The 24,441-nt window shown below is 58.5% G+C and carries 23 protein-coding genes; 2 read left to right on the top strand and 21 right to left on the bottom strand.

Features of this window, described 5'->3' with window-relative positions:
- The first annotated feature begins 120 nt into the window (after positions 1 to 120).
- Positions 121 to 996 carry a 4-hydroxy-tetrahydrodipicolinate synthase gene (gene dapA, locus BM347_RS14075; protein ID WP_093917140.1) on the top strand — a complete coding sequence of 292 codons (876 nt, stop codon included), beginning with the start codon at positions 121 to 123 and terminating at the stop codon, positions 994 to 996.
- A gap of 58 nt (positions 997 to 1,054) precedes the next feature.
- Here dapA and BM347_RS14070 read toward each other — a convergent pair whose 3' ends face one another.
- The 19 genes from BM347_RS14070 to BM347_RS13980 form a co-directional block, all read right to left on the bottom strand.
- On the bottom strand, positions 1,055 to 1,927 hold the full coding sequence (locus tag BM347_RS14070) for a dimethyl sulfoxide reductase anchor subunit family protein (RefSeq protein ID WP_093917139.1): 873 nt from the start codon (positions 1,925 to 1,927) through the stop codon (positions 1,055 to 1,057).
- Entirely contained in the window at positions 1,927 to 2,673 is a 747-nt protein-coding gene (locus BM347_RS14065) for a 4Fe-4S dicluster domain-containing protein (RefSeq protein WP_093917138.1), read from the bottom strand. The genes BM347_RS14070 and BM347_RS14065 overlap by 1 nt, the downstream gene beginning before the upstream one ends.
- Before the next feature lie 76 nt (positions 2,674 to 2,749).
- Positions 2,750 to 5,578 carry a molybdopterin oxidoreductase family protein gene (locus BM347_RS14060; RefSeq protein WP_093917137.1) on the bottom strand — a complete coding sequence of 943 codons (2,829 nt, stop codon included), beginning with the start codon at positions 5,576 to 5,578 and terminating at the stop codon, positions 2,750 to 2,752.
- Complete coding sequence (locus BM347_RS14055) at positions 5,575 to 6,675, bottom strand: acetate/propionate family kinase (RefSeq protein WP_093917136.1); 1,101 nt, start codon at positions 6,673 to 6,675, stop codon at positions 5,575 to 5,577. Before BM347_RS14055 ends, BM347_RS14060 begins: the two co-directional genes overlap by 4 nt.
- A gap of 3 nt (positions 6,676 to 6,678) precedes the next feature.
- Positions 6,679 to 8,457 (bottom strand): sulfoacetaldehyde acetyltransferase, encoded by a 1,779-nt coding sequence (gene xsc, locus BM347_RS14050; protein WP_093917135.1) that lies wholly within the window; start codon positions 8,455 to 8,457, stop codon positions 6,679 to 6,681.
- Between the two features lie 99 nt (positions 8,458 to 8,556).
- Positions 8,557 to 10,020, bottom strand: a complete 1,464-nt coding sequence (gene pdxR, locus BM347_RS14045; protein WP_093917134.1) for a MocR-like pyridoxine biosynthesis transcription factor PdxR — start codon at positions 10,018 to 10,020, stop codon at positions 8,557 to 8,559.
- A 133-nt stretch (positions 10,021 to 10,153) separates the two neighbouring features.
- On the bottom strand, positions 10,154 to 10,411 hold the full coding sequence (locus BM347_RS14040; RefSeq protein WP_093917321.1) for a glycine zipper 2TM domain-containing protein: 258 nt from the start codon (positions 10,409 to 10,411) through the stop codon (positions 10,154 to 10,156).
- A gap of 136 nt (positions 10,412 to 10,547) precedes the next feature.
- Positions 10,548 to 11,939, bottom strand: coding sequence for an aminotransferase family protein (locus BM347_RS14035; protein WP_093917133.1), 1,392 nt, complete (start codon positions 11,937 to 11,939; stop codon positions 10,548 to 10,550).
- A gap of 274 nt (positions 11,940 to 12,213) precedes the next feature.
- Positions 12,214 to 14,358: a DEAD/DEAH box helicase gene (locus BM347_RS14030; protein ID WP_093917132.1), complete on the bottom strand. Its 2,145-nt coding sequence runs from the start codon at positions 14,356 to 14,358 to the stop codon at positions 12,214 to 12,216.
- Positions 14,359 to 14,578: 220 nt separating this feature from the next.
- Positions 14,579 to 15,190, bottom strand: coding sequence for a CHAP domain-containing protein (locus BM347_RS14025; protein ID WP_093917131.1), 612 nt, complete (start codon positions 15,188 to 15,190; stop codon positions 14,579 to 14,581).
- A 138-nt stretch (positions 15,191 to 15,328) separates the two neighbouring features.
- Entirely contained in the window at positions 15,329 to 15,958 is a 630-nt protein-coding gene (gene ureG, locus BM347_RS14020; protein ID WP_093917130.1) for an urease accessory protein UreG, read from the bottom strand.
- A complete protein-coding gene (locus tag BM347_RS14015) occupies positions 15,955 to 16,590 on the bottom strand; it encodes an urease accessory protein UreF (RefSeq protein ID WP_093917129.1) in 636 nt (211 codons plus the stop codon). Before BM347_RS14015 ends, ureG begins: the two co-directional genes overlap by 4 nt.
- Positions 16,590 to 17,042, bottom strand: coding sequence for an urease accessory protein UreE (locus BM347_RS14010; protein WP_093917128.1), 453 nt, complete (start codon positions 17,040 to 17,042; stop codon positions 16,590 to 16,592). The genes BM347_RS14015 and BM347_RS14010 overlap by 1 nt, the downstream gene beginning before the upstream one ends.
- Before the next feature lie 9 nt (positions 17,043 to 17,051).
- The gene (gene ureC / locus BM347_RS14005) at positions 17,052 to 18,761 is read right to left on the bottom strand and encodes an urease subunit alpha (RefSeq protein WP_093917127.1); all 1,710 of its coding nucleotides are present in this window, start codon (positions 18,759 to 18,761) and stop codon (positions 17,052 to 17,054) included.
- Between the two features lie 25 nt (positions 18,762 to 18,786).
- On the bottom strand, positions 18,787 to 19,092 hold the full coding sequence (locus BM347_RS14000) for an urease subunit beta (protein WP_093917126.1): 306 nt from the start codon (positions 19,090 to 19,092) through the stop codon (positions 18,787 to 18,789).
- Positions 19,089 to 19,274, bottom strand: coding sequence for a hypothetical protein (locus BM347_RS13995; protein WP_093917125.1), 186 nt, complete (start codon positions 19,272 to 19,274; stop codon positions 19,089 to 19,091). The genes BM347_RS14000 and BM347_RS13995 overlap by 4 nt, the downstream gene beginning before the upstream one ends.
- Positions 19,275 to 19,286: 12 nt before the next feature.
- Positions 19,287 to 19,589 carry an urease subunit gamma gene (locus BM347_RS13990; protein WP_093917124.1) on the bottom strand — a complete coding sequence of 101 codons (303 nt, stop codon included), beginning with the start codon at positions 19,587 to 19,589 and terminating at the stop codon, positions 19,287 to 19,289.
- Position 19,590: 1 nt separating this feature from the next.
- Positions 19,591 to 20,391: an urease accessory protein UreD gene (locus BM347_RS13985; protein ID WP_093917123.1), complete on the bottom strand. Its 801-nt coding sequence runs from the start codon at positions 20,389 to 20,391 to the stop codon at positions 19,591 to 19,593.
- A 180-nt stretch (positions 20,392 to 20,571) separates the two neighbouring features.
- A complete protein-coding gene (locus BM347_RS13980; protein ID WP_093917320.1) occupies positions 20,572 to 21,423 on the bottom strand; it encodes a helix-turn-helix domain-containing protein in 852 nt (283 codons plus the stop codon).
- Between the two features lie 97 nt (positions 21,424 to 21,520).
- Here BM347_RS13980 and pobA point away from each other — a divergent pair, with 97 nt between their 5' ends.
- Complete coding sequence (pobA, locus tag BM347_RS13975) at positions 21,521 to 22,690, top strand: 4-hydroxybenzoate 3-monooxygenase (protein WP_093917122.1); 1,170 nt, start codon at positions 21,521 to 21,523, stop codon at positions 22,688 to 22,690.
- Positions 22,691 to 22,771: 81 nt separating this feature from the next.
- On the opposite strand, the gene BM347_RS13970 is transcribed toward pobA, so the two are convergent.
- Positions 22,772 to 23,752, bottom strand: a complete 981-nt coding sequence (locus BM347_RS13970) for a zinc-binding dehydrogenase (protein WP_093917121.1) — start codon at positions 23,750 to 23,752, stop codon at positions 22,772 to 22,774.
- 19 nt (positions 23,753 to 23,771) lie between these two features.
- The gene (locus BM347_RS13965) at positions 23,772 to 24,365 is read right to left on the bottom strand and encodes a TetR/AcrR family transcriptional regulator (protein ID WP_093917120.1); all 594 of its coding nucleotides are present in this window, start codon (positions 24,363 to 24,365) and stop codon (positions 23,772 to 23,774) included.
- Between the last annotated feature and the right edge of the window lie 76 nt (positions 24,366 to 24,441).

The raw sequence follows: 24,441 nt of genomic DNA, 5'->3' as shown, positions 1-24,441 counted from the left end.
TTCCTAGTGATCAGAGGCTACAGCCTTGCAACATACTGTAAGGCGGGTGGGTTTCAACTCACGTTGCCGCCAATCAGCAACCGGGCGCCAGCCCAGCAACGCAAGAAAAGGAGCGTGCATATGTTACAAGGTTCTCTGCCTGCACTCGTCACGCCGTTTATGAACGGCGCGCTGGATTTGGACACGCTCAAGAAACTGGTTGAGTGGCACATCGCCGAAGGATCAAACGGGTTGGTGCCTGTTGGTACCACCGGTGAATCTCCTACGTTGACCCATGCCGAACATGAAACTGTTGTCGCCGAAGTGGTCAAGGCCGCTGCAGGGCGGATCCCTGTTCTTGCAGGCGCGGGATCGAATAACACGACCGAAAGCATTCGCTTGGCCAAGCACGCCGAAAGCGTCGGGGCTGATGCGGTACTGGTGGTGACGCCATACTATAACAAGCCGACACAAGCGGGGCTGATCGCGCATTTCACCGCGATCCACGAAGCCTGCGGTTTGCCGATCATCATCTATAACATCCCCGGCCGTTCGGTTGTGGACATGATGCCCGCCACCATGGCCGAGCTGGCCAAGTTGCCGCGCATCGTCGGTGTCAAGGATGCGACCGGTGATCTGGCGCGGGTCTGTGACCAGCGGATGCTGTGCGGGCCGGATTTCGTCCAGCTTTCGGGCGAGGACGCTACCGCGCACGGATTCAACGCCCAAGGCGGTGTTGGCTGTATTTCGGTAACCGCGAATGTCGCGCCCAAGCTGATCAGCCAGATGCAGGCGCTTTGCCTTGCGGGGGATTATGCCGCCGCGTTGAAAATTCAGGATGCTTTGATGCCATTGCACAAAGCAATCTTTACCGAACCGGGTCTTGTTGGCGTGAAATATGCGATGGCCCAGCTGGGTTTGTGCTCGGACGAGGTGCGTTTGCCGCTGGTGCCGCTGACGGACGGGACCAAGGCATTGGTGAATGCCGGTCTGCGTCACGCCGGGCTGATGAACTAACAAACGCGGATTCTAGACCATGGCGGCGTAAGGTGTACCCTCACCCTGCGTCGCCTTTTTAACGTTTGCCGTAATAGAGGCCGACAACATGTTCGGCCTGTGCAAAGAACAGCCAGCGCGCCGTTAGCACCCCTGCCACATGTGCCAGAACAGCCAAACCGCCAGCGACATGTGAAAACGGAATCAACAGCAGGATGACGGGCAAGATGGTCATCAGCAGCAAGGCAATAACGCGCAGTTTGAAGGCGTGTTTGCGCCCGATCACATAGACAAATTCACGCAACAGATAGTTGGTGCCGGTGTGCGGCGGCTCGAACGCGCGCACGGATCCGATTTGACCCAACTGCGTCGCTGTGGCGAGGGTGGTGCCTGACGCCGTAAAACGCCTGTCGCCGATGATCCACGTCGCCAGTTGAACGCCGCCCGCGATGACGATCAGCCAGAGCGCCCAAGTAACTTGCCCCGCAAGCAAGGCCCCGCCCGCAATGGAAAGCGACAGAAAATTCAGCGGGGTTAGGGGGCTGTGCCACCGAGGAATCGTCTTGAGCTGCGTGTAAATCATCGAGGTGGTGAAAACGGTGCCAAGTGACAGCACGCCACCCAGAACGCCGATGACGCGCCAGTTCTCATCTAGGAACACGGCACCGGCCCCGTAGATCGCCATCAGCAGCAAGGCCGCCACGGCGCAGATTGCTTCGCGGCTAAGCCAGCTGGTTTTCCACTGGGTAAATGCCTTGAGCGCGCGTTCGGGACGGCCCAGATGGAAGGTGGACGCAATAAGCCCACCAACGGCGAGTAGATAGGCGATGGCGAAAAAGACAAAGGCCACAACGCCGGTCGGCGAGGGCCAGCCCAGCCCCAACCAAAACAGAAGGCCGAACCCAAGTCCGGAAAATACGCTGAAAAAGATGACTGAGGGTGCGGGATGCATCAGAGCCTATCCAAAGTACGGTCAAGCCAGCCAAGGAACCCTTTGGGTTCTTGGTCTATCGGCGCGAGGAAAGGGGCAAGTACATCAATTTCGGGCATTTGATCTTTGGGCCGGGGGGGCAGGTATTTGTTCACCGGCTTGGTGCCTTGTTCGGGCATCAGATCGACGCCGCCCCGCGCGGTAACCAACTGGCTGACGTCGCTATCAGGATCGCCCAAGTCTCCAAAATGCCGAGCACCCGACGGGCAAGTGCGCACGCAGGCGGGAATACGGTCTTCCTCGGGGAGGTTGTCGTTATAGATGCGGTCAACGCAGAGGGTACATTTCTTCATCACACCAGCGGCTTGGTCCAACTCGCGCGCACCGTAGGGGCAGGCCCACGCGCATAACCCGCAGCCGATGCAGTCGGTCTCGTTGACCAGCACGATCCCGTCCTCTTTGCGCTTGTAGCTGGCCCCGGTAGGACAGACGGTGACGCAGGGTGCGTCCTCGCAATGCAGGCAGGATTTGGGGAAATGCACCAGTTGCGCGGGGCCAGTGTCGGGCTGGACCTCGTAACTGTGCACGCGGTTCAGGAAGGTGCCAGAGGGGGCCGCACCATAAGCATCTTGGTCCGAGAGCGGCGCGCCGTAGTTTTCGGTGTTCCACCCTTTGCACGAGATCACGCAGGCATGGCAGCCGACACAGGTATCCAAGTCGATCACGAGACCGAGTTTTTTCTGGGTGATTTGTGGCAGTTCGGTCATGTGGTGTTTGCTTTGCTGTTGGGGGAGTGGGGGCCAGCCCCCATACCCCCGGGATATTTAAGAGCCAGAGAAGGGGTTATCTGGATTTCCAGGCGAGGTTTTTCGGCGCGGCGGGGGCGGGTGAATTTTGGTTGGGAGTGACGGGTTCGGATTGTATTAGCGGTGCGGTTTTCTCGATCCTGACTTTGAGGTCGAACCAAGCGGCTTGGCCTGTGATCGGGTCCGAGTTGGACCAGCGCAGGCCGTCGCCCTTGGGTGGCAAAAGCTCGTGGATCAGGTGGTTCAGCAGGAAGCCTTTGGTCGCTTCGGGTGCGGCATCATCGAGCGCCCAAGCGCCTTTGCGTTTGCCGATGGCGTTCCATGTCCAGACGGTGTTTTCGTTCAGCGCGGCCATTTCGAGAACCGGTACTTTGATTTCACCATGGGGGGAAGTGACGCGTGCCCAGTCACCGTCTTGGAGGCCATTTTTGCGCATCAGCTTGGTCGGCAGGTAAAGCGGGTTATGGCCGTGGATCTGGCGAAGCCATGCGTTTTGGCTGCCCCAACTGTGGTACATCGCCATGGGGCGTTGTGTGAGCGCGGTGATATTAAAGCCTTCGTTGCCGTCTTGGTCCGTCTCGTACCAGATTGGCAGCGGTGACATCGTGTGTTTGATGCGGTCGCGTAGATGATCGGGGGGCTGGCGATCGCCGTGGCCTTCGGCTGCGAGCTGAAAGCGGCGCAAGGGTTCGATATAGAGCGAAAAGAGGTAGGGTTGCGGCGTGTCGTAGATGCCGGTTTCCACGGCCCAATCCTGATAAGCGGTGTTCCAAGGTTTGTAATACAGTGCAGCGTCGGGGATGTGATGGGTGAAAAAACCGCCGTTTTCGATGTATCGTTTCAGTTGATCAGGGTTTGGCGCACCGCGGCCTGCTTGGTTGCCATCCTCACCACGAAAACCGGCAAGCGGGCCAATGCCGGGTCGGCGTTCGTGACTGGTAATGTAATCCGCATAGTCAGCATATTTTTGCGCGCCCGTATCGTCAACAAAACCGGGCAGGCCAAGCCGCGCACCAAGATCACAGAGCACCGATTGAAAGCCGCGCACGTCGCGGTCGGGTTCGACAACCGGCCAGCGGATCGCATCAGCGGCGGCGTCTGCCTCGCAGATCGGACGATCAAGCAGGCTGATGCAGTCATGACGTTCCAGATAGGTGGTGTCGGGCAGGATCAGATCAGCAAATGCCACCATTTCCGAGCTATAGGCATCGGAGTAGATAATGCGTGGGATGACATAGTCGCCGCTGTCATTTTTGTCCGTTAGCATTCTCATGACGCCGCCGGTGTTCATCGACGAATTCCACGACATATTGGCCATATACATGAACAGTGTGTCGATCTTGTACGGATCACCGGAATGGGCGTTCGAGATTACCATATGCATCAAGCCGTGGGCGCTCATCGGGTTTTCCCAAGTGAAGGCTTTGTCGATGCGTACGGGGCTGCCGTCTGCCTTTAGGGCCAGATCTTCAGGGCCCTGGACAAAGCCCAGATGCGGGCCATCCAGCGGTTGGTCGGGCGTTACGCCGCAATGGGGTTTGGGATGCGCGGTGGCGGGTTTGGGGTAGGGCGGCTTGAAACGAAAGCCGCCGGGAACCTCGACCGTGCCAAGAATGATCTGGAGAGTATGGAGCGCGCGGCAGGTTTGAAACCCGTTGGCATGGGCGGAAATTCCGCGCATGGCGTGGAATGACACCGGGCGACCGGTCATGGTTTTGTGCACGTCGCCGCGGAAATCCGTCCATTCCTGGTCCAGCTCGAATGCCTCGTCAAAGGCGACGCGCGCGATTTCAGCGGCGATGGCCCGGATGCGAGTGGCGGGGATGCCGCAGCGTTCGGCCACCGCTTCGGGGGCATAATCGTCGCTTAGGTATTTTTCGGCCATCTGATGAAAGACCGGGCGATGGGTGATGCCTTCAGCGACATGGGTGGCGGACAGATCAGGACGCACGCCGGGTTTGTCAAATGCGGTGAGCGTGCCGGTCTTGCGGCAGATCACCTGCTGCTTGCCATCTGCGTCGCGTAGGAACAGGCCGAACTCGGGCGATGCGGGGTCACCGTTTACCAGAACCGGCGCATCAGTGAACCGCGCAAGGTAATCCAGATCCATGCGCCCCGCCTTCATCAGGCAGTGGATCATCGACAGGATAAACAACCCATCCGTGCCGGGGGTGATGCCGACCCAATCATCGGCCACGGCGTTATATCCGGTGCGAATGGGATTCACACCGATCACCCTCGCGCCGCGTGCCTTGATCTTGCCGATACCCATCTTGATGGGGTTGCTGTCGTGATCCTCGGCGACGCCGAACAGCATGAACAGTTTGGTGTGGTCCCAATCGGGTTGGCCAAATTCCCAGAACGCGCCGCCCATCGTATAGATGCCCGCCGCCGCCATATTGACCGAACAGAACCCGCCGTGTGCCGCATAATTGGGGGTGCCAAAATTCTGCGCCCAAAACGAGGTGAAGCTTTGCGACTGGTCGCGGCCGGTGAAAAACGCCAGCTTTTCAGGTGCATCGGCGCGCAAAGGCGCAAGCCAATCGGTCGCGATTTCTAGCGCCTCGTCCCATTCGATTTCCTCGAACTCGCCCGAGCCGCGTTCGCCCACCCGTTTCAGGGGTTTACGCAGCCGGGCGGGGGCGTTGTGTTGCATGATGCCGGCGCTGCCCTTGGCGCATAGCACGCCCTTGTTGATCGGATGATCGCGGTTGCCCTCGATATAGGCGACCCTCATGTCGCCATCGGCGTTGGTTTTCATATGCACGTTGATGCCGCAGCGGCAGGCGCACATATAGCAGGTTGTCTTGCGAATTTCGTCGGACACCGGCGGGCTAAGGTCAAGAACGGGTTGCTTATGCGTCATTCTTGCTCTCTTTGATCAGCGTTCAGAAGGGTCCGGGCGTCGCGCGCGATCTGAATTTCTTCCTGCGCCTCAACGGTATAACTGGGAAAGTTTCCCATCCATGAAAGCTTGTCAAGAATGTCGTTCCGAATGCGGGCTGAATTTTCGCCGATGCCCCCTGTAAAGGCGACAGCATCCAGCCCACCCATGGCCGCAATCATGGACCCAGCCTGCCGCGCGGCCCAATAGCAGAAATGATCAATGGCAAAGGCCGCTTTTGGGCTATCGCTCTGCTCCAGCGTACGCATGTCCGAGCTAAGGCCTGACAGGCCCAGCAGGCCGGATTGATGATGCAGCAGCGTTTCGGTTTCATCCAGCCCTAGCTGGCCGACAAGGCGCAGCACGGCACCGGCGTCGATCTCGCCAACCCGCGTCCCCATGGTCAGGCCTGACAGCGGAGAGTAGCCCATCGTCGTTGCCACGCTTTGCCCCTCAAGGATCGCGCAAAGCGACGCGCCGTTGCCAAGGTGGCAGGCCAGCAATCGTTTCGGCAGTGTGCCGATTTGCCGGGGCAGAGCGCGCACAAGGGAGGCATAGCTGGTGCCGTGAAAACCGTAGCGTTGCAGGCCCTGCAGGTCGGGCCGGTCAGGCAAGGCATAGCGGCGGGCGACGTCAGGGATCGTGGCATGAAACGCCGTGTCGAAACTGGCGCATTGCGGCAACTCCGGTGCGAGGGCCGCGACGGCGTCAATCGCTGCCAGATGATGCGGGTTGTGCAGTGGGGCAAGGGGCACGCAGTCCGCGATGGCTTGGCGGATTTTTGGCGTGATACGGCGGGCCGCAGTCAGCGTGGCACCGCCATGGACCACCCGATGCGCGACAGCACGTAACGAACTGAGAGAGATACCTTGCTGCGTCAACGCGGCAAAAATCGCGGCAAGCGCTGCGGCATTGTTGGGCAAGTCGGCGGGGTCAGTGGTCGCCCCGATTTTGACGGCACCTGTTCCACCAATACCTGTGGCCTCGACCCGCAGGATTTCGGTCAGGTCATCGTCAAACAGGGCCGTCTTGATCGACGACGACCCTGCATTGATCACAAGGATATGGCGGGCCGGCACGCGCTAGACCGTCTGCGGGCGCATGTCATCTTTGCTGATACCCGCGACCGAGACCGGCTTTTTCATCGCATCGCGGCGGAAAGGCTCGCCCAGTTCCTGATTGATCATCGCCTCGATCAGGGTGGTTTTGCCATGGTTCATCTGATCGTCGATCGCCTTGTTCAGCGCTGCGGTCAGTTCGTCCATATTGCGGGCGATGACACCTTGCAGGCCACAAGACTGCGCGATCCCGGCATAGGATACATCTTCGTCCAGCTCGGTCCCGACAAAGTTATCATCGAACCACAGGGTCGAGTTACGCTTTTCAGCACCCCACTGGTAGTTGCGGAAGACGACTTGGGTCACCGCAGGCCATTCGCCGCGCCCGATGGCGGTTAGTTCGTTGACCGAAATGCCAAAGGCACCATCGCCGGCAAAGCCGACAACCGGCACATCACGGCAGCCGATCTTGGCACCCACAATAGCAGGCAGGCCATAACCACAAGGGCCAAATAGGCCCGGTGCCAGATATTTGCGGCCCTCGTCAAATGATGGATAGGCGTTGCCGATTGCGCAGTTGTTGCCGATGTCAGACGAGATAATCGCGTTGGCTGGCAGCGCCGATTGGATCGCGCGCCACGCCATGCGAGGGCTCATCCAGTCGGGTTTGTCCGCACGCGCGCGTTCATTCCAGCTGGTGCCGGGATCGTCGTCTTCGTGGTCCATGCCCGACAGTTGTTGTGCCCATTTCGATTTGGTCTCGCCGATGGTGGCTTTGCGGTCTTCACGCCCCTCGTCGCCAGCGGTGCCGAACAGGTTTTCCAGTAGCGCGGTAGCCACTTTGGTGGCGTCGCCGACAATACCGACGCTGACCTTTTTGGTCAGGCCGATGCGGTCGGGGTTGATGTCGACCTGGATGATTTTCGCATCGGCTGGCCAGTAATCCATGCCATAGCCGGGCAAAGTGGAAAACGGGTTCAACCGGGTGCCAAGGGCCAGCACGACATCGGCTTTCGCGATGAGCTCCATCCCTGCTTTGGACCCGTTATAGCCCAAGGGACCGGCAAAAAGTGGGTGCCCGCCGGGGAAAGCATCGTTATGTTGGTAGCCGACGCAAACAGGCGCAGACAGACGTTCGGCCAACAGTTTACTCGCTTCGATGCCGCCTTGCGCCAACACCACTCCAGCGCCATTCAGGATCACCGGGAACTTGGCATTCGATAGCAGCTTTGCCGCCTTGGCGATGGCCACTTCACCGCCTGAGGGGCGCTCGAACGCGACAATCTCGGGCAGGTCGATGTCGATGACTTGAGTCCAGAAATCACGCGGCACGTTGATCTGCGCGGGGGCCGACGCGCGTTTGGCCTGCATGATGACACGGTTCAATGTTTCTGCGATGCGGGACGGGTCGCGAACCTCTTCTTGGTAGGCGACGCAATCGGCGAACAGGTTCATCTGCTCCATCTCTTGGAAACCGCCTTGGCCGATGGTTTTGTTCGCGGCTTGGGGCGTGACCAAAAGGCAGGGCGTGTGGTTCCAATAGGCGGTTTTCACGGCTGTGACAAAGTTGGTAATACCGGGGCCGTTTTGGGCGATCATCATCGACATCTTGCCGGTCGCGCGGGTGAAGCCGTCGGCCATCATGCCAGCGCTGCCTTCGTGGGCGCAATCCCAGAACGTAATACCCGCATCCGGAAAAATATCAGAGATCGGCATCATGGCCGAACCGATAATGCCAAACGCATTGTCGATGCCATGCATCTGAAGTGTTTTCACAAAGGCTTCTTCGGTGGTCATCTTCATGTCTGGGGGCATCCTTGGCGGTGATTTTGAATTGTGGGCACAGTAGGGGTTGGGGCAGGTACGGGTTAGGGCCAGCAAGGGGTGCTGAATAAGGCCAGTTTAACCCATGTCGTGAATTTCCTGTGCGATATGCGCAATGCCAGCTGCGATCTGCGTGGACGGGATCGATGAATAGGCCAAACGGTAATAGTTTTGCGGCGGGGCATTGCCATTGAAAAACGGGGCACCGGGTTCGATCAGCACGGATTTTGCCCGCAACCGAACGGCCAGATCTTCGGTTCGGACATGGTCGGGTGCCTGCATCCAAAACGACGATCCGCCATAGGCACCACGCCCGGCGATTTGCAGATCATTGGCCTTGATCGCGTCCTCCATCACCGTGCGGCGGCCGTGCAAAGCGTTGCTCATCCGGCGCACCAGTGCGTCGTAGTGACCAAGCGACAAGAAATAGGCCGCCGTGCGCTGGATGTGCCCCGGCGGGTGGCGCAGCACGGATGCGCGCAGGGCGCGCGCCTCGCGGATGAATGGCTCTGACCCGACCAGATAGCCAAGGCGCAGACCGGGAAACAGCGATTTGGAAAAGCTGCCCACATAGATCACACGCCCGTCCTGATCGAGCGATTTGAGCGACGGAGAAGGGGATTTCAGAAACGACATCTCGAACTCGTAGTCATCCTCGACGATCAATGCATCCAACGCACGGGCCCGTTCCAGCAAGGCGCGCCGCCGCTGCATTGGCATGGTCGCTGTTGTGGGGCATTGGTGGCTGGGTGTGGTAAAGATCACATCGGTATCATCCGGGATGGCATCGGGTATCAGCCCCTCGTGGTCGACCTGCACAGGCGACACATGGCAACGCGATTGCGTCAGGATATCGCGAAGCGCGGGATAACAGGGATCTTCAAGCGCTGCGCGCCGCCGCTGTGTTAGCAGGACTTGTGCGGTCAGCCACAAGGCATTCTGCGCCCCTAGCGTGATCAATATCTGTTCGGGCCGGGCCGAGATGCCCCGGCGCGGCAGGGAATGGCGGGCAATGAATTCGATCAGTTTGGGGTCGTCCTGATCATAGTAATCTGTCGTCAGCGTCGTGAAATCGCGTTGCCCCAAGGCCTGAAGCGCGCAAAGCCGCCAATTCGCGTGATCAAACAGCGTGGGGTCTGCTTGGCCGTAAATGAAAGGATAGCGGTATTTCCCCCAGTTTTGCGGTTTGACTGGGGTGACGCCGCCACTGAAACGTTGCCCGATGGCGCGCGTCCAGTCGACGGCGTCGGGTGTGTCTGCTGCGGGGGAAAACTGTGGCGGGGCTGGCGCGTTTTCCGAGACGTAATAGCCGGACCTTCCCTTGGAGGTCAGATAGTCATTCGCCAGCAGTTCAGTATAGGCAATTGTCACCGTAATACGGCTGATCCCAAGATGTCGGGCCAGACTGCGGGTAGAGGGTAGTTTTTCACCGGTGCCGAAGCGCCCGGTCAGAATCCCTTGGGCGATCATCTGCTGTATCTGCTGCTGCAGAGTGCCCTGCGCATCGGGGTGCAGAAAGAATGTTTCGACAGGAAGGGCCATAGCGCCACCCTAAGCTGGACTTAGATGTGTCGCAATCTGGTATTATCCGCATACTGAATGAAATGCGGCACAACGAAAAAGGCCCCGGCGTATGCCGAGGCCTGATGACGTGCCGGTTGCACGGCAGTAATTCTTATGGGCAAGCAGCCGTGTAACGTTGGCCGGCAGAGTTTTGGTAAACGCACTGACCATTCGAGGCACGGCCCAGATATCCGCCAGCGGCCGCGCCAGCCAAGCCACCCAGAACAGCGCCTTTAGCGCGATCACTGTCGTTGGAAACGACGGCACCCAAGGCGGCACCTGCAGCGGCACCGGTCAAAGCAGACTGGTTTTGTGTTTCGCAAGCGGCAACTGCGCCGACCAGCGGCAGGATCAATAGAAACTTTTTCATGGCATTCTCCAAGTTGTGTTCATTTACTAAACGCAGCATGGTCAAAATAGTTCCAGCCTAATTTTAGGATGGGCAATAATTGGCTGATAATGTGCGAGATGCGCCCGCCTTGGGCACATCTGATAGCAGCGTTCTTTTAGCCGAACACGCGGCCCATGGCATTATCTACAGCTGTGATGATTTCGTCGATATCATCTTTCTTTGCGATCAGGGCAGGGCTGAAACACAGCGTGTTGTTTTTGCCCGGCAAGGACCGGTTGGTGGCCCCGATAATCACCCCTTGCGCCATACAATCGGCGACGACAGCCTGCACGAGTTTTTCAGCGACTGGCACACGGGTGGTGCGGTCTTCGACCAGTTCGGCCCCCAGGAACAAGCCTTTGCCGCGGACTTGACCAATGACCGAATACTTGTCGGACAGCTCTTCCAGCTGCTCCAGCATATAGTTACCCATATCGGTGGTGTTCTGCAGCAGGTTTTCACGCTCAATGATCGCCATGTTTTCGATGCCCGCTGTCGGGCCTGCAGTACAGCCACCAAAGGTGGAGATATCGCGGAAATAGTTCATCGGGTCGGCGGCATCATCCTTGAACATGTTGAACACCTCCTCGGTGGTCACAAGACAGGCGATGGCGGCATAGCCGGAGGCCACACCTTTGGCCATCGTTACCATATCAGGTTTGATGCCGTAGTGCTGATAGCCGAACCATTCTCCGGTGCGACCCACGCCGCAGACGACCTCGTCGATGTGCAGCAGAATATCATATTTGCGGCAAATTTCCTGAACACGGTCCCAATAGCCATCCGGTGGGGTGATGACACCGCCGCCAGCGGTCACAGGTTCAAGGCATAGCGCGCCAACAGTATCGGGCCCTTCGGCAAGGATAACCTTTTCGATCTGATCTGCGGCCCACACGCCGTAGTTTTCATCAGGCGCGCCGTCTTGTTCGAATTTACGATACTCAAGACAATGTGGCACGCGCACAAAGCCATCGGTGAAGGGGCCGTATTGCGCATTACGCTCGTCCTGCCCGCCCGCCGACAAGCACGCGATTGTCGTGCCATGATAGTCGCGGTCGCGGTACAGGATCTTGTGCTTTTTGCCACCATAACGCTTGTGCGCGATCTGGCGTACCATCTTGAAACCCTTTTCGTTCGCTTCCGAACCTGAGTTGCAATAATAAACGCGGCTCATCCCCGGCATTTTTTCGATCAGCTTTTCGGCAAAAATCGACCCAGGGATCGACCCGGCAGAACCCGCAAAGTAGTTCAACTTGACCAGCTGGTCGCGCACGGCGTTGGCAATGCTTTCGCGGCCATAGCCGACGTTGACGGTCCACACGCCACCCGACACGGCATCCAGATGCTCTTTGCCGGTTTGGTCCCAGACCCGCATGCCCTTGCCCTCGACAATGATGCGGGGATCGGTGGTTTCATAGGGTTTATGCTGGCTTAGGTGATGCCAGATATGCGCGCGGTCTGCCTCGACAATACGGGAGATGTCGTTCTCATTGAATGTACCGTCCATTGGCTGACCTTTCGAACATGAGGAAAATGAGGGGGTAGGTATACAGCCCCTTTGACATAACATCAGCCTAAATGGGAAGTGTACTGTAGGGCCAGTCGATACCTACCTTTAGGTCCAAATGGCGTGCCAATCATCAAACTTTCGCTAATATCAGCTATGTGGCGACGTTTTCTTTGAAAGAAAACGGGCCGGAATTTTTGAAAAATTCCGAATGGTTTCGCTAATGTTGGTTAATACTTGAGCACGCGGTGTCGTCCGCGTGCTCAAGCGTATCTTACTTTGGACGGAAGCTGCTTTTCGCGCGCTTTGGTGCGCCTTCGCCGCCCTTGGGTCGGCCAGCGGGTTTACCACCCTTTGGCTTACTGCCAGCTTGGCCTAGTTTGTTTGGCGGCACGAAACGTTTCGACGGATCAGACGCGCGTGCTTTGAACGGCTTGTCTGCCGCCGGCTTTGCATCACCGCGCGGCGCGGCTGGTTTCTCTTTTTTCCAGACTGCTTTTGCCTTTGGCTTGCCTGCCGGTTTGTCAAATGCGTCGGGTTTCGGGTTCGACTTTGGTTTGGGCGCGGCACCCGGCTTCATCGGGCTGCGCTCGGTCTTGTGCGATTTTGGCGGGCGCTCGCCTTTGCGTGCGCGCGGCTTATCGAACTTGGGTTTATCGCCTTGCGGTTTTGAACCGCGTGGCTTTTCAGTGTAGGCAACTGGCGCTTCTGCGGTCTCCGCGCGCGGTTTGCGCGGGGCCCGTGGGGCATCAGGATCATAGGCAGGGCGCGGCGCGCGATCGGGACGGGGGCCGCGATTAGGTCTTGGTCCGCGTTTGCCGCCGGGTTTTGGTCCGCGCGACAGGTCAGGTGCCTTGTCCAGCTTGGTAACAATCGCGCCGTCTTCGACCTTCATATCGGGGCCAAGCGCATTGGTGAATTTCGCTTCGGATGTGGCAAGAATTTCCACGAATGTATGGCTGGGCTGTACGCGGATTGCGCCCACGTCATCCTTGGTCAGATCGCCCATGCGGCAAATCATCGGCAATATGGTGCGCGGTTCGGCGTCCTGATTGCGCCCGACGGAGATCGAGAACCACACAGACGGGCCGAAATCGCCACGCGGTTTTTCATCGGCAGGTGTGCCGGGTTCGGCTAGTTGTTCTGGCGCGGATTGGCGTGCGCGGTATAGGTTCACAAACGCCGTCGCCAATTGCTCTGCGCTGAATTGGTCAACCAGATTGGCGACGAAACCAGTCGCGTCATCGGGAATCGGGTCCGACCAAGCTGAATCCGCCAGCAAGCGTTTTTCATCTTCGGCATTTACTTCTTCGGCCGAGGGTGGATTGGCCCATTCGACTTTCAGCTTGGCCCCACCAATCAGACGGTTGGCTTTGCTGCGCAGTTTTGCTGGCACGATCAGTGCCGAGACACCCTTGCGCCCTGCGCGGCCCGTCCGGCCAGAGCGGTGCAACAATGTGTCAGAGTTCGATGGCAGATCGGCGTGAATCACCAGCTCGAGGTTGGGCAAATCGATACCGCGTGCCGCAACATCTGTCGCGATGCAGACGCGTGCACGGCCATCGCGCAACGCTTGCAATGCGTTGGTGCGTTCGGATTGCGTCAACTCGCCCGACAATGCCACGACCGAGAAACCGCGATTGGTGAACCTGGTGGTCAGCCGCGCAACGGCTGCGCGGGTGTTACAGAACACGATGGCGTTTTTCGCCTCGTAGAACCGCAACACGTTGATGATCGCGTTTTCTGTGTCGCGCGGGTGCACGTTCAATGCGCGATATTCGATATCGCTGTGCTGCTTTTTCTCGCCGACGGTTTCGACGCGCTGTGCATCGCGCTGATAGGATTTTGCCAGTTTGGCGATGGCAGCGGGAACCGTGGCCGAAAACAGCAAGGTACGGCGTTCTTCTGGCGCTTCCGACAGGATGAACTCAAGCTCTTCGCGAAAGCCCAGATCCAGCATTTCGTCGGCTTCGTCCAGCACCACGGCGCGGATGTCCGACAGGTTTATGTTATTGCGTTTGATGTGGTCGCACAGGCGCCCCGGCGTGGCGACAACAACATGCGCGCCGCGGTCCAGCGCACGCCGTTCTGTGCGCGTGTCCATGCCGCCGACACAGGTCGTGACAATTGCGCCCGCTGGTCCATAAAGCCATGTTAATTCGCGGCTGACCTGCATGGCCAATTCGCGGGTGGGGGCAATGATCAATGCAAGCGGCGCGCCAGCATGGCCAAACTTTTCAGAGCCGCCAAGCAAGGTTGGCGCGATGGCCAGACCAAAACCAACGGTCTTGCCTGATCCGGTTTGTGCCGATACCAAGAGGTCAGCGTCGGCAAGGGCCGGATCGGTGACCGCCTGTTGTACGGGTGTAAGTGTCTCATAGCCTTGTTTGGCAAGCGCGTCTGCGATGGTTTGGATCAACGGTAAGTCCTGACTGAATAAAAAGGGCGGCAAAAAATGCGCGCGGCACGGCAATGGCGCCAGCGCCAGCCGAGTGTTGCGCTGTCCCTAATCGCTTGTGTCTGGAATGTACATGGCTTTGTCTAAAGCGGTGAATGCTAGGCATATCACCGCTTTTCCAATTTTTTGTGCTAGGTTAGGCGGCACTGAAAATACGCAGACACGTCAAGGCTGACGCCGTTTAGCTTCCGCGCTCCATCAGGGCAAAGACAGGTTTGGATGCTGTCCGCTTATTTCGATGAAGATGGTCGTCGGGATAGATGAACCCATTGACCGGATACACGCTGCCGTATGAGTTTGACTGGCTTTCCAACCGTACCGAGGTCCAATCATTGCGCGGTGACACGTCAATGACGCTCATCTGAAGCGAGATTTTATTGCGTTTCCAGTTCGCGTGGTCGACCAGAACTTCGCGAGGTGAAACCACTTTGGATACCACTGCGACATGACCCATCGGATTGCGGCGGGTTGCCTTAAAGGCCATGACGGCACCTGCGGTCGGTTCCTTGCCGCGGCTATACTGGCCCTTGGCTTTGCCCCACCAGGTGTTTGCATTACCGCGGATATTCACCCCGCTTGCATTGCGCGCGAAAGGCACACACCAAACGCGGCGCCCCTGGGACTGCAAACTGCGCACTTCGCGAATCGCTATGGCGTGTAGTTCGGGGTTAATGTCTGCCGAGGAAAGTGTCCGCAGCCCTGACGGCGACTGTGAACAACCGGCCGCGAAAAGGAGACCAAGACATAGAAATGGAATGCTGATTTTTGTCGATAAGGCGTGTTTCACGCTCATTTTGTTGCTGCCCTCAATGGTTGTCCAAGCTGTGCGCCGCCGTCCCCGTGACACTGGGCGAAGCTTTGACGATTTGAGGCGAAAATCAAAGCGTCCAGTTAACCAACGGCAGAAATCCGCCAGTTTTATTACAAATTGTTAATCAACAGGAACCGGCTGTAACCCACCAATTTGAATGATCAAATCCAGCACTTCGGTAATGCCTTGATCTGTTTTCATCGCCGCAAATACAAACGGCCCTGCGCCGCGCATCCGTTTTGCGTCGCGGTCCATCACCTCGAGCGACGCGCCCACATAGGGCGCAAGGTCGGTTTTATTGATGATGAGAATATCGGACTTGGTGATTGCAGGCCCCCCTTTGCGGGGGATTTCCTCGCCTGCGGCCACGTCGATCACATATAGGGTGATATCGGCTAGTTCGGGGCTAAAGGTTGCAGACAGATTATCGCCGCCCGATTCAATCAAGACGCAGTCCAGATCGGGATGGCGTTCCTGCATCCGCGCCACAGCTGCCAGATTGATCGACGCATCCTCGCGAATGGCGGTGTGCGGGCAGCCGCCGGTTTCGACGCCGATGATCCTGTCCTGGGGCAGCACCTGCATGCGCATCAGGGCTTCGGCGTCTTCTTGGGTGTAGATGTCATTGGTGATCACGCCGATGGACCAGCGATCGCGCATCGCACGGCAAAGCGCGGCTGTCAGCGTTGTTTTGCCTGCGCCCACAGGGCCGCCAATTCCGATCCGCAAAGGGCCATGGGGTGAAGTCATGTTTGGAACATCCTTGAGTAAAGCGTTTCATGTTGCATCGATGCGATGTCGGCCAGAAAGCAAGCGCTGCCGATGTCGTCAATGGTTTGGGTCAGGGCGGTGTCGACCGTTTGGCGACACAGCGGTGCAAGGGCCGTGATCACGCGTTGCCCATCGGTCTGGCCCAAAGGCACCGCGCGGATCGCGGCAGAGACCAGCGCGCTAATGAATGCGTGCAGGAACATCTGCGCGGCGTCGCGTACGGGTAATTCCTGCGCTGCGCAGGCCGCGCCAAAGGCGACGGGCAAAGTCAAATCCGGCAGATTATGGCCCCAGACGTCATTCACCACCCGCACGAAAGCCGCGCCTTGTTGTGCGGTCTCGGATAGCCGCTCTGCCGACGGTGCCAAAGCACGCGCCAGCGCATCCACGTACGCTAACCCCTCACCCTGAAAGCCAGCGTTTAGAAGGATCGCATCGGTCCGACCTGCACCGTGGGCGATTATATCGCCCAGCCAAGCTTGCAGCGAAGCCGCATCATGGACGGTACCATCATGCACAGCCATCTCAAGCCCGTGGCTATAGCTGAACGCGCCAATCGGAAAACTGGGCGACAGCCATTGGGCCAACGTGATGATGTCTTGGGTCTGCATCAATGGGCGTGGCTATGGGTGCGCCCTTGGCCATAGGCCCCGCCTTCGGGAAGGAAGGGTTCGGACACATCGCGCAGGGTGGCACCAAGCTTGCCCAGCATGTCGCGGATCACGTGATCGTTCTGGATCAGCAGCCGCGTCGGTTCGATCTGACAGGGGTAATGGCGATTGCCGATGTGCCATGCCAGCCGCACCAGATCGTCACCGCTGATTTCCAGCAGCGCTTCTTCGGCGGCGATGACTTCGACCAGTTTGCCGTCTTCCAACAAAAACGCGTCCCCGTGGTTCAGGGATTCCGTATGGGGCAGATCAACGAGGAACCCTTGATCGCGGGCGGTTGTCAGACGTTTGCGGCGTAAGAACCGGTCGTCATAGGTCAGCACACAGCTGTCATCTGCATCGCGCCAGTGTCCGCTGCGTTTGATGGTGTGGGCGGGGGAAAGATCGGTCATATCTGGGCCTTAGAACATGAAATAGCGTTGTGCCATGGGCAGGGTTTCGGCGGGTTGGCAGGTCAGCAATTCGCCATCCGCACGTACCTCGTAGGTTTCCGGGTTTACCTCGACCTTGGGGGTGGCGGAATTGTGGATCAGGTCGGATTTCCCGATGTTGCGGGTGTTTTTGACGGCGATGGTCTGCTTGGACAGGCCAAGGCTGTCGCGCAAGCCGTTTGATTGCGCGGCTTCGGAAATGAATGTCACCGCACAATGCTGCAATGCGCTGCCGTAGGCACCAAACATGGGGCGGGTATAGACGGGTTGCGGGGTGGGGATAGATGCATTCGGGTCACCCATTTGTGCAACCACGATCATGCCGGACATCAACACCATTTCAGGTTTCACACCGAAAAATGCGGGGTTCCACAGCACCAGATCGGCTTTTTTGCCGACCTCGACCGACCCGATCTCGCGACTGACGCCATGGGCAATCGCGGGGTTGATCGTGTATTTCGCGATATAGCGTTTGACGCGGAAGTTATCATTGTCGCCGGTTTCCTCTGGCAGTCGCCCACGTTGCTTGCGCATCTTATCGGCAGTTTGCCACGTACGGATCAGCACCTCGCCCACGCGGCCCATGGCCTGACTGTCGGATGCGATGATCGAAAACGCGCCGATGTCGTGCAGGATATCCTCGGCGGCGATCGTTTCGCGGCGAATACGGCTTTCGGCAAAGGCGACGTCTTCGGGGATGGATTTATCAAGGTGGTGACAGACCATCAGCATGTCCAGATGCTCTTCTAGCGTGTTCACCGTGAAGGGGCGCGTTGGATTGGTGGACGAGGGCAAAACATGTTCTTCGCCGCAAATCTTGATGATGTCCGGCGCGTGACCACCGCCCGCGCCTTCGGTGTGGAAGGCGTGGATGGTACGGCCTTTCATGGCGGCCAGCGTATGTTCGACAAAACCGGATTCGTTCAACGTGTCGGTGTGGATCATCACCTGCACGTCCATGTCATCGGCGACCGACAGGCAGCAATCAATGGCGGCAGGGGTGGTGCCCCAATCCTCGTGCAGTTTCAGCGCGCAGGCCCCGCCATTGACCATCTCGACCAATGCGCCCGGCTGGCTGGCGTTGCCCTTGCCCGATAGCCCGATATTCATCACCACACCGTCCATCGCCTGCAACATGCGTCCGATGTGCCATGGGCCGGGGGTGCAGGTGGTGGCCAGCGTGCCATGGGCAGGGCCAGTGCCGCCGCCAAAGCAAGTGGTCACGCCGGAATGCAGCGAATCCTCCATCTGCTGGGGCGCGATAAAGTGGATGTGGCTGTCAAACCCGCCTGCGGTCAGGATGCGGCCCTCGCCCGCGATAATCTCGGTTCCCGGTCCGATGATGATATCCACATTGGGCTGGGTGTCCGGGTTGCCTGCCTTGCCGATCCCCGCGATGCGCCCGTCTTTGAGCGCGACATCCGCCTTGTAGATGCCCGAATGATCCACGATCAGTGCGTTGGTGATCACGGTATCCACCGCCCCATTCGCCCGCGTGACCTGAGACTGCCCCATGCCGTCGCGGATCACCTTGCCGCCGCCGAACTTCACCTCTTCGCCATAGGTCGTCAGGTCGCGCTCGACCTCGATAATCAGATCCGTGTCGGCCAGATGTAGACGATCACCCGTGGTCGGGCCGTACATGGCAGCATATTCAGAGCGGGGGAGTTTGGTGGTCATGGTCGGTCTCTTTCCTTGTTGCGCGTTACAGCGCGCCCATCACTGCGGCGTTGAAACCGAAAACTTTGCGGTCGCCTGCTAGTGGGATCAACTGCACTTCGCGGCGCTGGCCGGGCTCGAACCGCACGGCGGTGCCAGCGGCAATGTCCAGACGGCAGCCGTGGGCGGCGGTGCGGTCGAAATCCAACGCGGGGTTGGTTTCAGCGAAATGATAGTGGCTGCCGACCTGCACGGGGCGGTCGCCGGTGTTGGCGACCATCAGGGTGATTGCGTCGCGACCCTCGTTCAGGGTGATGTCGCCCTCGGCGCAGAGAACCTCGCCGGGGATCATTTGCGGGCCGCCGCTTTGGCTTTGATACGGGCCCGTAGGGCAACTGCCGCAGCGGTGCCGATGACGGCAAGGCCCATGAATACGGGCATCCATTCGGCACCGTGCGGGGCGATGTGCAAGCCCGGATGCGCCACCGCGGGAGAGGCCAAGAACAGTGCGGGCAGGATCATTAGTTTCTTCATATCGGGACCTTTCTAGCGGATCGGGTTGTGGACGGTGACCAGCTTGGTGCCGTCAGGAAATGTGGCTTCGACTTGGACGTCGTGGATCATCTCGGCGATGCCCTCCATGCAGTCATCGCGGGTGATGACTTGGGCACCGGCCTGCATCATGTCGGCGACGCTGCGGCCATCGCGCGCGCCTTCGACGACGGTGTCGGTAATCAGGGCGATGGCTTCGGGGTGGTTCAGTTTCACGCCACGGGCAAGGCGCTTGCGCGCGATCTCGGCTGCCATGGCGATCAGCAGTTTGTCTTTTTCACGGGGGGTTAGTTGCATGTCAAAGCATCCATGTTTTGGGTGGGGCCGCGCCGTGCAGGCGGGCAATGATTGGCACCAGTGACTGGCGCAGGATGTAACTGTCGGGTGCCAGAATGCGGGCATACAACACGCCGGGCCGGATCAGACTGGCACCGGCAGTTGCGGGCAACAGGGCGCGGAGCGGTTTCAGCAAGGCATCGGCATCCGCTGCGGCATAGATCAAGCTGGCCATGGCAAACTGGCCCGCTGCTGTGGCAGGGCCGGACATTTGTCCGGCGATATCGCCGGACAGGCGCACCGCATCGGCAAAAATCGGGACGCCATCGCGCCGGATGGTGATGTTGTCGGCAAATTGGCCCTTTGTCAGGGTCTCGCCCATCGACACGCGGCCAAACACCAGCGGCTCCACCCCAAAGAACGCGGCATCGGGGGCCAGATCAACCTCAAGCCGACGCCTCAGGGCGGCACCGTTGAACAAGATCGTTTCTTGGGGGAGCCAGTCAATCCGTGCGGCGTCAGCGACGCGCAGTGTCGTGGTCAATTGCGCGGGCGGGCCGGGTTGGGCAAGGTACACACGCTCTGCCGCTTGGGAGGTCAGGATTAACCGGCTGTTTGCCTCGGCTGTCGCATGGAGTGTCAGGCGATCCCCGCCCGTCATCCCGCCCGAGGTGTTCAGAAAAACGCCCGTCAGGCCCGTCGCATTGGCGCGGGGAAACAGCGCTTTGAGGCATCCGGATTGATACAAATCACCCAGCACGGACGCATCGCCATATGTCTTGCTTGTCACAGACAGATCGCCCAAGGCGCGGGGCTGTGGCATTGCCTCTGGCACAGGATCGATATGTGTGGCGATATTAATGGACCCCTCCCGTCGCGGCGCTAAAGCCTGATCATGGATAGCGGGATTCGCAGTCGGGGCGATGGCAAACGGCTCTATTCGGGCAAATAAGAGGCTAAATTTTATGGCGCGCACAATTTTTAGGCATAGGGGCGCTGGCTACTAGGTGACAAACCGCTGGCGGTAGACGGAAGGTGTTTCCTTTTGGACTGTTCGAAATCGCCGCGAGAAATAGGACGGATCGGAAAAGCCCAGCCTGTATCCGACCTCGGCCACTGAAAGCTGGGTGAAGGCCAGCAGGCGGCATGCCTCTTGGATGATATGTGCCTCGACATAGGCCGAGGCGGACAGCCCGTTGGCGGCGCGGCAAAGACGGCTCAGGTGCCCCGTGCTCAACCCCATTTCAACGGCATATTCTTGCACGCGCCAGCCAGCTGTTTTCGGATTGCTGATCAACTGGTCAAGCTGCGCAAGCCTGCGATCCCGCTTGGTGCCAGCGTGCCATTGGGGGTTGGCGTTTAGGGTGGCGGTCATTGATAAAACCGCGTGTGCTAACCCCACGGCTGTTTGCGTTCGATAGGGTGCCCCCTCGGCCAATGTGGCGTCGAGCAGAGTCATCAGCGTTAGCAGTTTTGCGTCCGGCGTCGTGACAAAGGGCAGCGATAAGGCGCGTGCCACGTCGTCATGCGCGGGGGTGATGCTGCGCAGCACTGAGATCGGAAATGACTGCACCATGCCTTGGGTGTTCGGGGCAAAAGCAAAACTGTGAACGGCCTGCGCAGGAACATAGAACAACTGGTTATCGGAAAGCTCGAATTCCTGCCCGTCAACAACTGACGTTGCATGGCCGGTTTGAATGAAAAATACCTGCGCCAATTGTGCATGCCGATGCGGCGCGATGTGCCAGCCATGATCCGGGGCGCGATCTTTGATATGTTCGCAATGTACCACATCGGGAAAGGCCTCTGTCTCTCCATATAACGCGTAATCAGGGATCGGGGGTAAATGCGTCATGCACGCATAGTACCAGTGAATGCGCTGCCGGTCCATTCACGCAATGCCCCGAGCGCCCTAGTCTTCGATCAATACCACGAAGGGGAATAAGAACTTCATGAAAACCGAAGTCGTTATAATCGGGGGTGGCCCTTCGGGCTTGCTTTTGTCGCAACTGCTAAACCGCGGAGGCATCGACACCGTTATTCTGGAACGGACCTCGCGCAAGCGTGTGTTGGATCGCATCAGGGCAGGCGTATTGGAAAGCGGCACAGTGCAATTGCTGCGCGAGGCCGGGGTTGGCGACCGCATGGATCGCGAAGGTATCCCCCACGAAGGGTGTTACCTGAGCGACGACGATCTGATGGTAAGGATCAACTTTCACGAGCTGACCGGTAAAAAGGTGATGGTCTATGGCCAAACCGAGGTGACGACCGATCTATATGAGGCCCAAGATGCGATGGGCACGCGCATCATTCACAATGCGGCCGATGTTGTGATCAACGATGTGACGACGGATGCGCTTTATGTCGAGTATACCGTTGACGGCGCGCGCCAGCGCATCGACTGCCAGTTTGTGGCGGGCTGCGATGGTTTTCACGGGGTAAGCCGCCAGACGATACCGGTGGATAAACGCGAGGAATTCGAAAGGGTCTACCCCTTTGGGTGGCTGGGCGTGCTGTCACGTACGCCGCCTGCCAATCACGAACTGATCTATGCCAATTCGCGTCACGGATTTGCGCTGGCGTCCATGCGCAATGAAAACCTGTCGCGTTATTATGTGCAGGCACCGTTGACAGACAAGGTCGAAGACTGGAGCGATGATCGCTTTTGGGAGACGCTGAAGATACGCCTGCCGAAAGAGACCGCCGATACCTTGGTGACCGGCCCGTCGATTGAAAAATCAATCGCGCCATTGCGGTCGTTTGTCAGCGAGCCCCTGCGCTGGGGAAGCCTGTTTCTAGTTGGCGATTCTGCGCATATCGTCCCGCCCACCGGGGCCAAGGGGCTGAATCTTGCTGTGTCAGACGTGTACTATCTGCATGACGCGCTGATCGCCGCGCTCAAGAAGGGCGACCGCGCTGGCGTCGACAGCTATGCGGAACGGGCCTTGGCGCGGATCTGGAAGGCCATGCGATTTAGCTGGCAGATGACCACAATGCTGCACCAGTTTGACGGCGAAGACAGCTTTGCCGCGCAGATGCGCAAAGCGACCCTAAGTCATTTGTCACAAAGCGAAACGGCACGCCGCGATTTGGCCGAAAACTATATCGGCTTGCCATTTTAGCCAGTTGCCTTGTTACGATTGGGAAGCCCGGCCTTTGATACCTTCAAAGGTCGGGCTTTGCCTGTTTTCGGTCGTAGCAGATTAACCGCGGATCATGACTTTGCCGGTGCGACCCGGTGTCAGGGCCGCTTTCATCGCTTTGGAAACGTCATCCAGATCAAAGATGCCACCGTCTTCCAGTACCAACTCGCCTTTGGCGACCAGCGTTACCAGTTCAGTGATCAGGCGCTTACGCTCTTCAGGGTCCATATCGCCGCTGACGCGCGAGCCCCAGAAGCCTTTGATGGTGATGTGTTTCATGATCAATGCGCCCGAAGACAGCGGCATCGGCGCGCCTGTCGCGGTACCGAAAACAACCAGTTCACCATCAAGGCCCAGCAGTTCAACGAGATCTGCAGATATTTCACCACCAACTGAATCTATCGCGGATGCAGCACCAGCGGCACCAATGATATCACGTGCCTTTTGCACCCAGTCAGCATCGGATGTGGATAGAACGTTTTCAATCCCCATGTCTGTCAGCTCTTTCACCGCTTCGTCGCGCCGCACGAGGTTCAGCAGATTGATGCCGCGCGCCTTGGCAAGTGTCACCATGATCTTGCCCACAGCACCATTGGCGGCGGTTTGGATGATCCAGTCACCCTTTTTGGCCCTGAGCGTTTCCAGCAGCGAAATGGCGCTAAACGGCATCGCGATCAGCTGTGCGCCTGCGACGTCGGAAATCATGTCGGGCAGGGGCAGAACGCCTGCCGCGGGGGCCACGAAATATTCGGCCCAAGTCCCATGCACACCCGCGACTGTGACGCGTTTACCGATCATGGCATCGTCAACGCCTTCGCCGACAGCCTCGACTGTGCCCATTGCTTCCGAGCCGCCAATCGCACCGGGCAGTTCGGGCTTGTAGCCATAGTTGCCACGGATGGTCCACAGATCGTGGTTGTGGATGGGCGACAGTGTCATCTTGATCAAAACTTCGCCCGCACCTGCGGTAGGTTTGTCGATCTCGGCGGTTTTCAAAACGTCGATTGGTTCGCCGAACGTGTCGTGAATTGCAGCTTTCATGTGGTTTCTCTTCTTTGGTTTACGATGTTGAAAGGGTTTTCTTTGTTTCGGAGAGAGCCCGCCTAAGAGGGGTTTCATCACGCGATAGCTTTGCCAGAATCGCGGCACCCAGCCATTTCGCGTAGAGCATTTGCGCCGTGGCCTGCGGATCGTCGATGGCCACGACAGAGCCGTCCTTGGCCCCCTGCACCAGCAGTGCTGCGATGCGGTCGACCAGCGCGCTCACGCCAGCATCAAGCACTTGGCGCATGTCTTCTGACAAATCGGCCACCTCTGCGCCCAGCTTGACGACCAAGCATTGGCTGGCAATGCCTTCGGCCTCTGCATGTGTCAGCCAGGCCGACCAGAAGGCGGTCAGTTTGTCATGGGCAGATCCGGGGCCATTCGAAAGGGCATCGACCCGGCCAAGATAATCGGCCACGTAATCCGTCAGCAAGGCTTGGCCAAAGGCTTCCTTGGAGGGGAAGTAGTAGTAGAACGATCCTTTCGGAACGCCGCTTTCCTTTAGGATACGCGCCAACCCGACCCCGCCAAACCCATGCTGGCTGACCAGGCTGCGCCCTGCTTGCAGGATATTTTGACGTGTAACGTCTGATTTCTTTTGCTCTAACATGTCGGGTAGATAGGAAGTAATAGACCAGTCGTCTAGTGCCGCATTTGAAAATATTTCACTATTTTGGCACAGCGCC

Origin of the sequence: Sulfitobacter marinus (genome assembly GCF_900116285.1) — a bacterium.
In the GTDB taxonomy this organism is placed as follows: Bacteria; Pseudomonadota; Alphaproteobacteria; order Rhodobacterales; family Rhodobacteraceae; genus Sulfitobacter; species Sulfitobacter marinus.
This window is presented reverse-complemented; position numbering and strand designations above follow the sequence as displayed.

Coding starts and splice junctions, on each gene's coding strand:
- dapA (WP_093917140.1), top strand. CDS start 121: ATGTTACAAGGTTCTCTGCCTGCACTCGTCACGCCGTTTATGAACGGC.
- BM347_RS14070 (WP_093917139.1), bottom strand. CDS start 1,927: ATGCATCCCGCACCCTCAGTCATCTTTTTCAGCGTATTTTCCGGACTT.
- BM347_RS14065 (WP_093917138.1), bottom strand. CDS start 2,673: ATGACCGAACTGCCACAAATCACCCAGAAAAAACTCGGTCTCGTGATC.
- BM347_RS14060 (WP_093917137.1), bottom strand. CDS start 5,578: ATGACGCATAAGCAACCCGTTCTTGACCTTAGCCCGCCGGTGTCCGAC.
- xsc (WP_093917135.1), bottom strand. CDS start 8,457: ATGAAGATGACCACCGAAGAAGCCTTTGTGAAAACACTTCAGATGCAT.
- pdxR (WP_093917134.1), bottom strand. CDS start 10,020: ATGGCCCTTCCTGTCGAAACATTCTTTCTGCACCCCGATGCGCAGGGC.
- BM347_RS14040 (WP_093917321.1), bottom strand. CDS start 10,411: ATGAAAAAGTTTCTATTGATCCTGCCGCTGGTCGGCGCAGTTGCCGCT.
- BM347_RS14035 (WP_093917133.1), bottom strand. CDS start 11,939: ATGGACGGTACATTCAATGAGAACGACATCTCCCGTATTGTCGAGGCA.
- BM347_RS14025 (WP_093917131.1), bottom strand. CDS start 15,190: ATGAGCGTGAAACACGCCTTATCGACAAAAATCAGCATTCCATTTCTA.
- ureG (WP_093917130.1), bottom strand. CDS start 15,958: ATGACTTCACCCCATGGCCCTTTGCGGATCGGAATTGGCGGCCCTGTG.
- BM347_RS14015 (WP_093917129.1), bottom strand. CDS start 16,590: ATGCAGACCCAAGACATCATCACGTTGGCCCAATGGCTGTCGCCCAGT.
- BM347_RS14010 (WP_093917128.1), bottom strand. CDS start 17,042: ATGACCGATCTTTCCCCCGCCCACACCATCAAACGCAGCGGACACTGG.
- ureC (WP_093917127.1), bottom strand. CDS start 18,761: ATGACCACCAAACTCCCCCGCTCTGAATATGCTGCCATGTACGGCCCG.
- BM347_RS14000 (WP_093917126.1), bottom strand. CDS start 19,092: ATGATCCCCGGCGAGGTTCTCTGCGCCGAGGGCGACATCACCCTGAAC.
- BM347_RS13995 (WP_093917125.1), bottom strand. CDS start 19,274: ATGAAGAAACTAATGATCCTGCCCGCACTGTTCTTGGCCTCTCCCGCG.
- BM347_RS13990 (WP_093917124.1), bottom strand. CDS start 19,589: ATGCAACTAACCCCCCGTGAAAAAGACAAACTGCTGATCGCCATGGCA.
- BM347_RS13985 (WP_093917123.1), bottom strand. CDS start 20,391: ATGCCACAGCCCCGCGCCTTGGGCGATCTGTCTGTGACAAGCAAGACA.
- BM347_RS13980 (WP_093917320.1), bottom strand. CDS start 21,423: ATGACGCATTTACCCCCGATCCCTGATTACGCGTTATATGGAGAGACA.
- pobA (WP_093917122.1), top strand. CDS start 21,521: ATGAAAACCGAAGTCGTTATAATCGGGGGTGGCCCTTCGGGCTTGCTT.
- BM347_RS13970 (WP_093917121.1), bottom strand. CDS start 23,752: ATGAAAGCTGCAATTCACGACACGTTCGGCGAACCAATCGACGTTTTG.
- BM347_RS13965 (WP_093917120.1), bottom strand. CDS start 24,365: ATGTTAGAGCAAAAGAAATCAGACGTTACACGTCAAAATATCCTGCAA.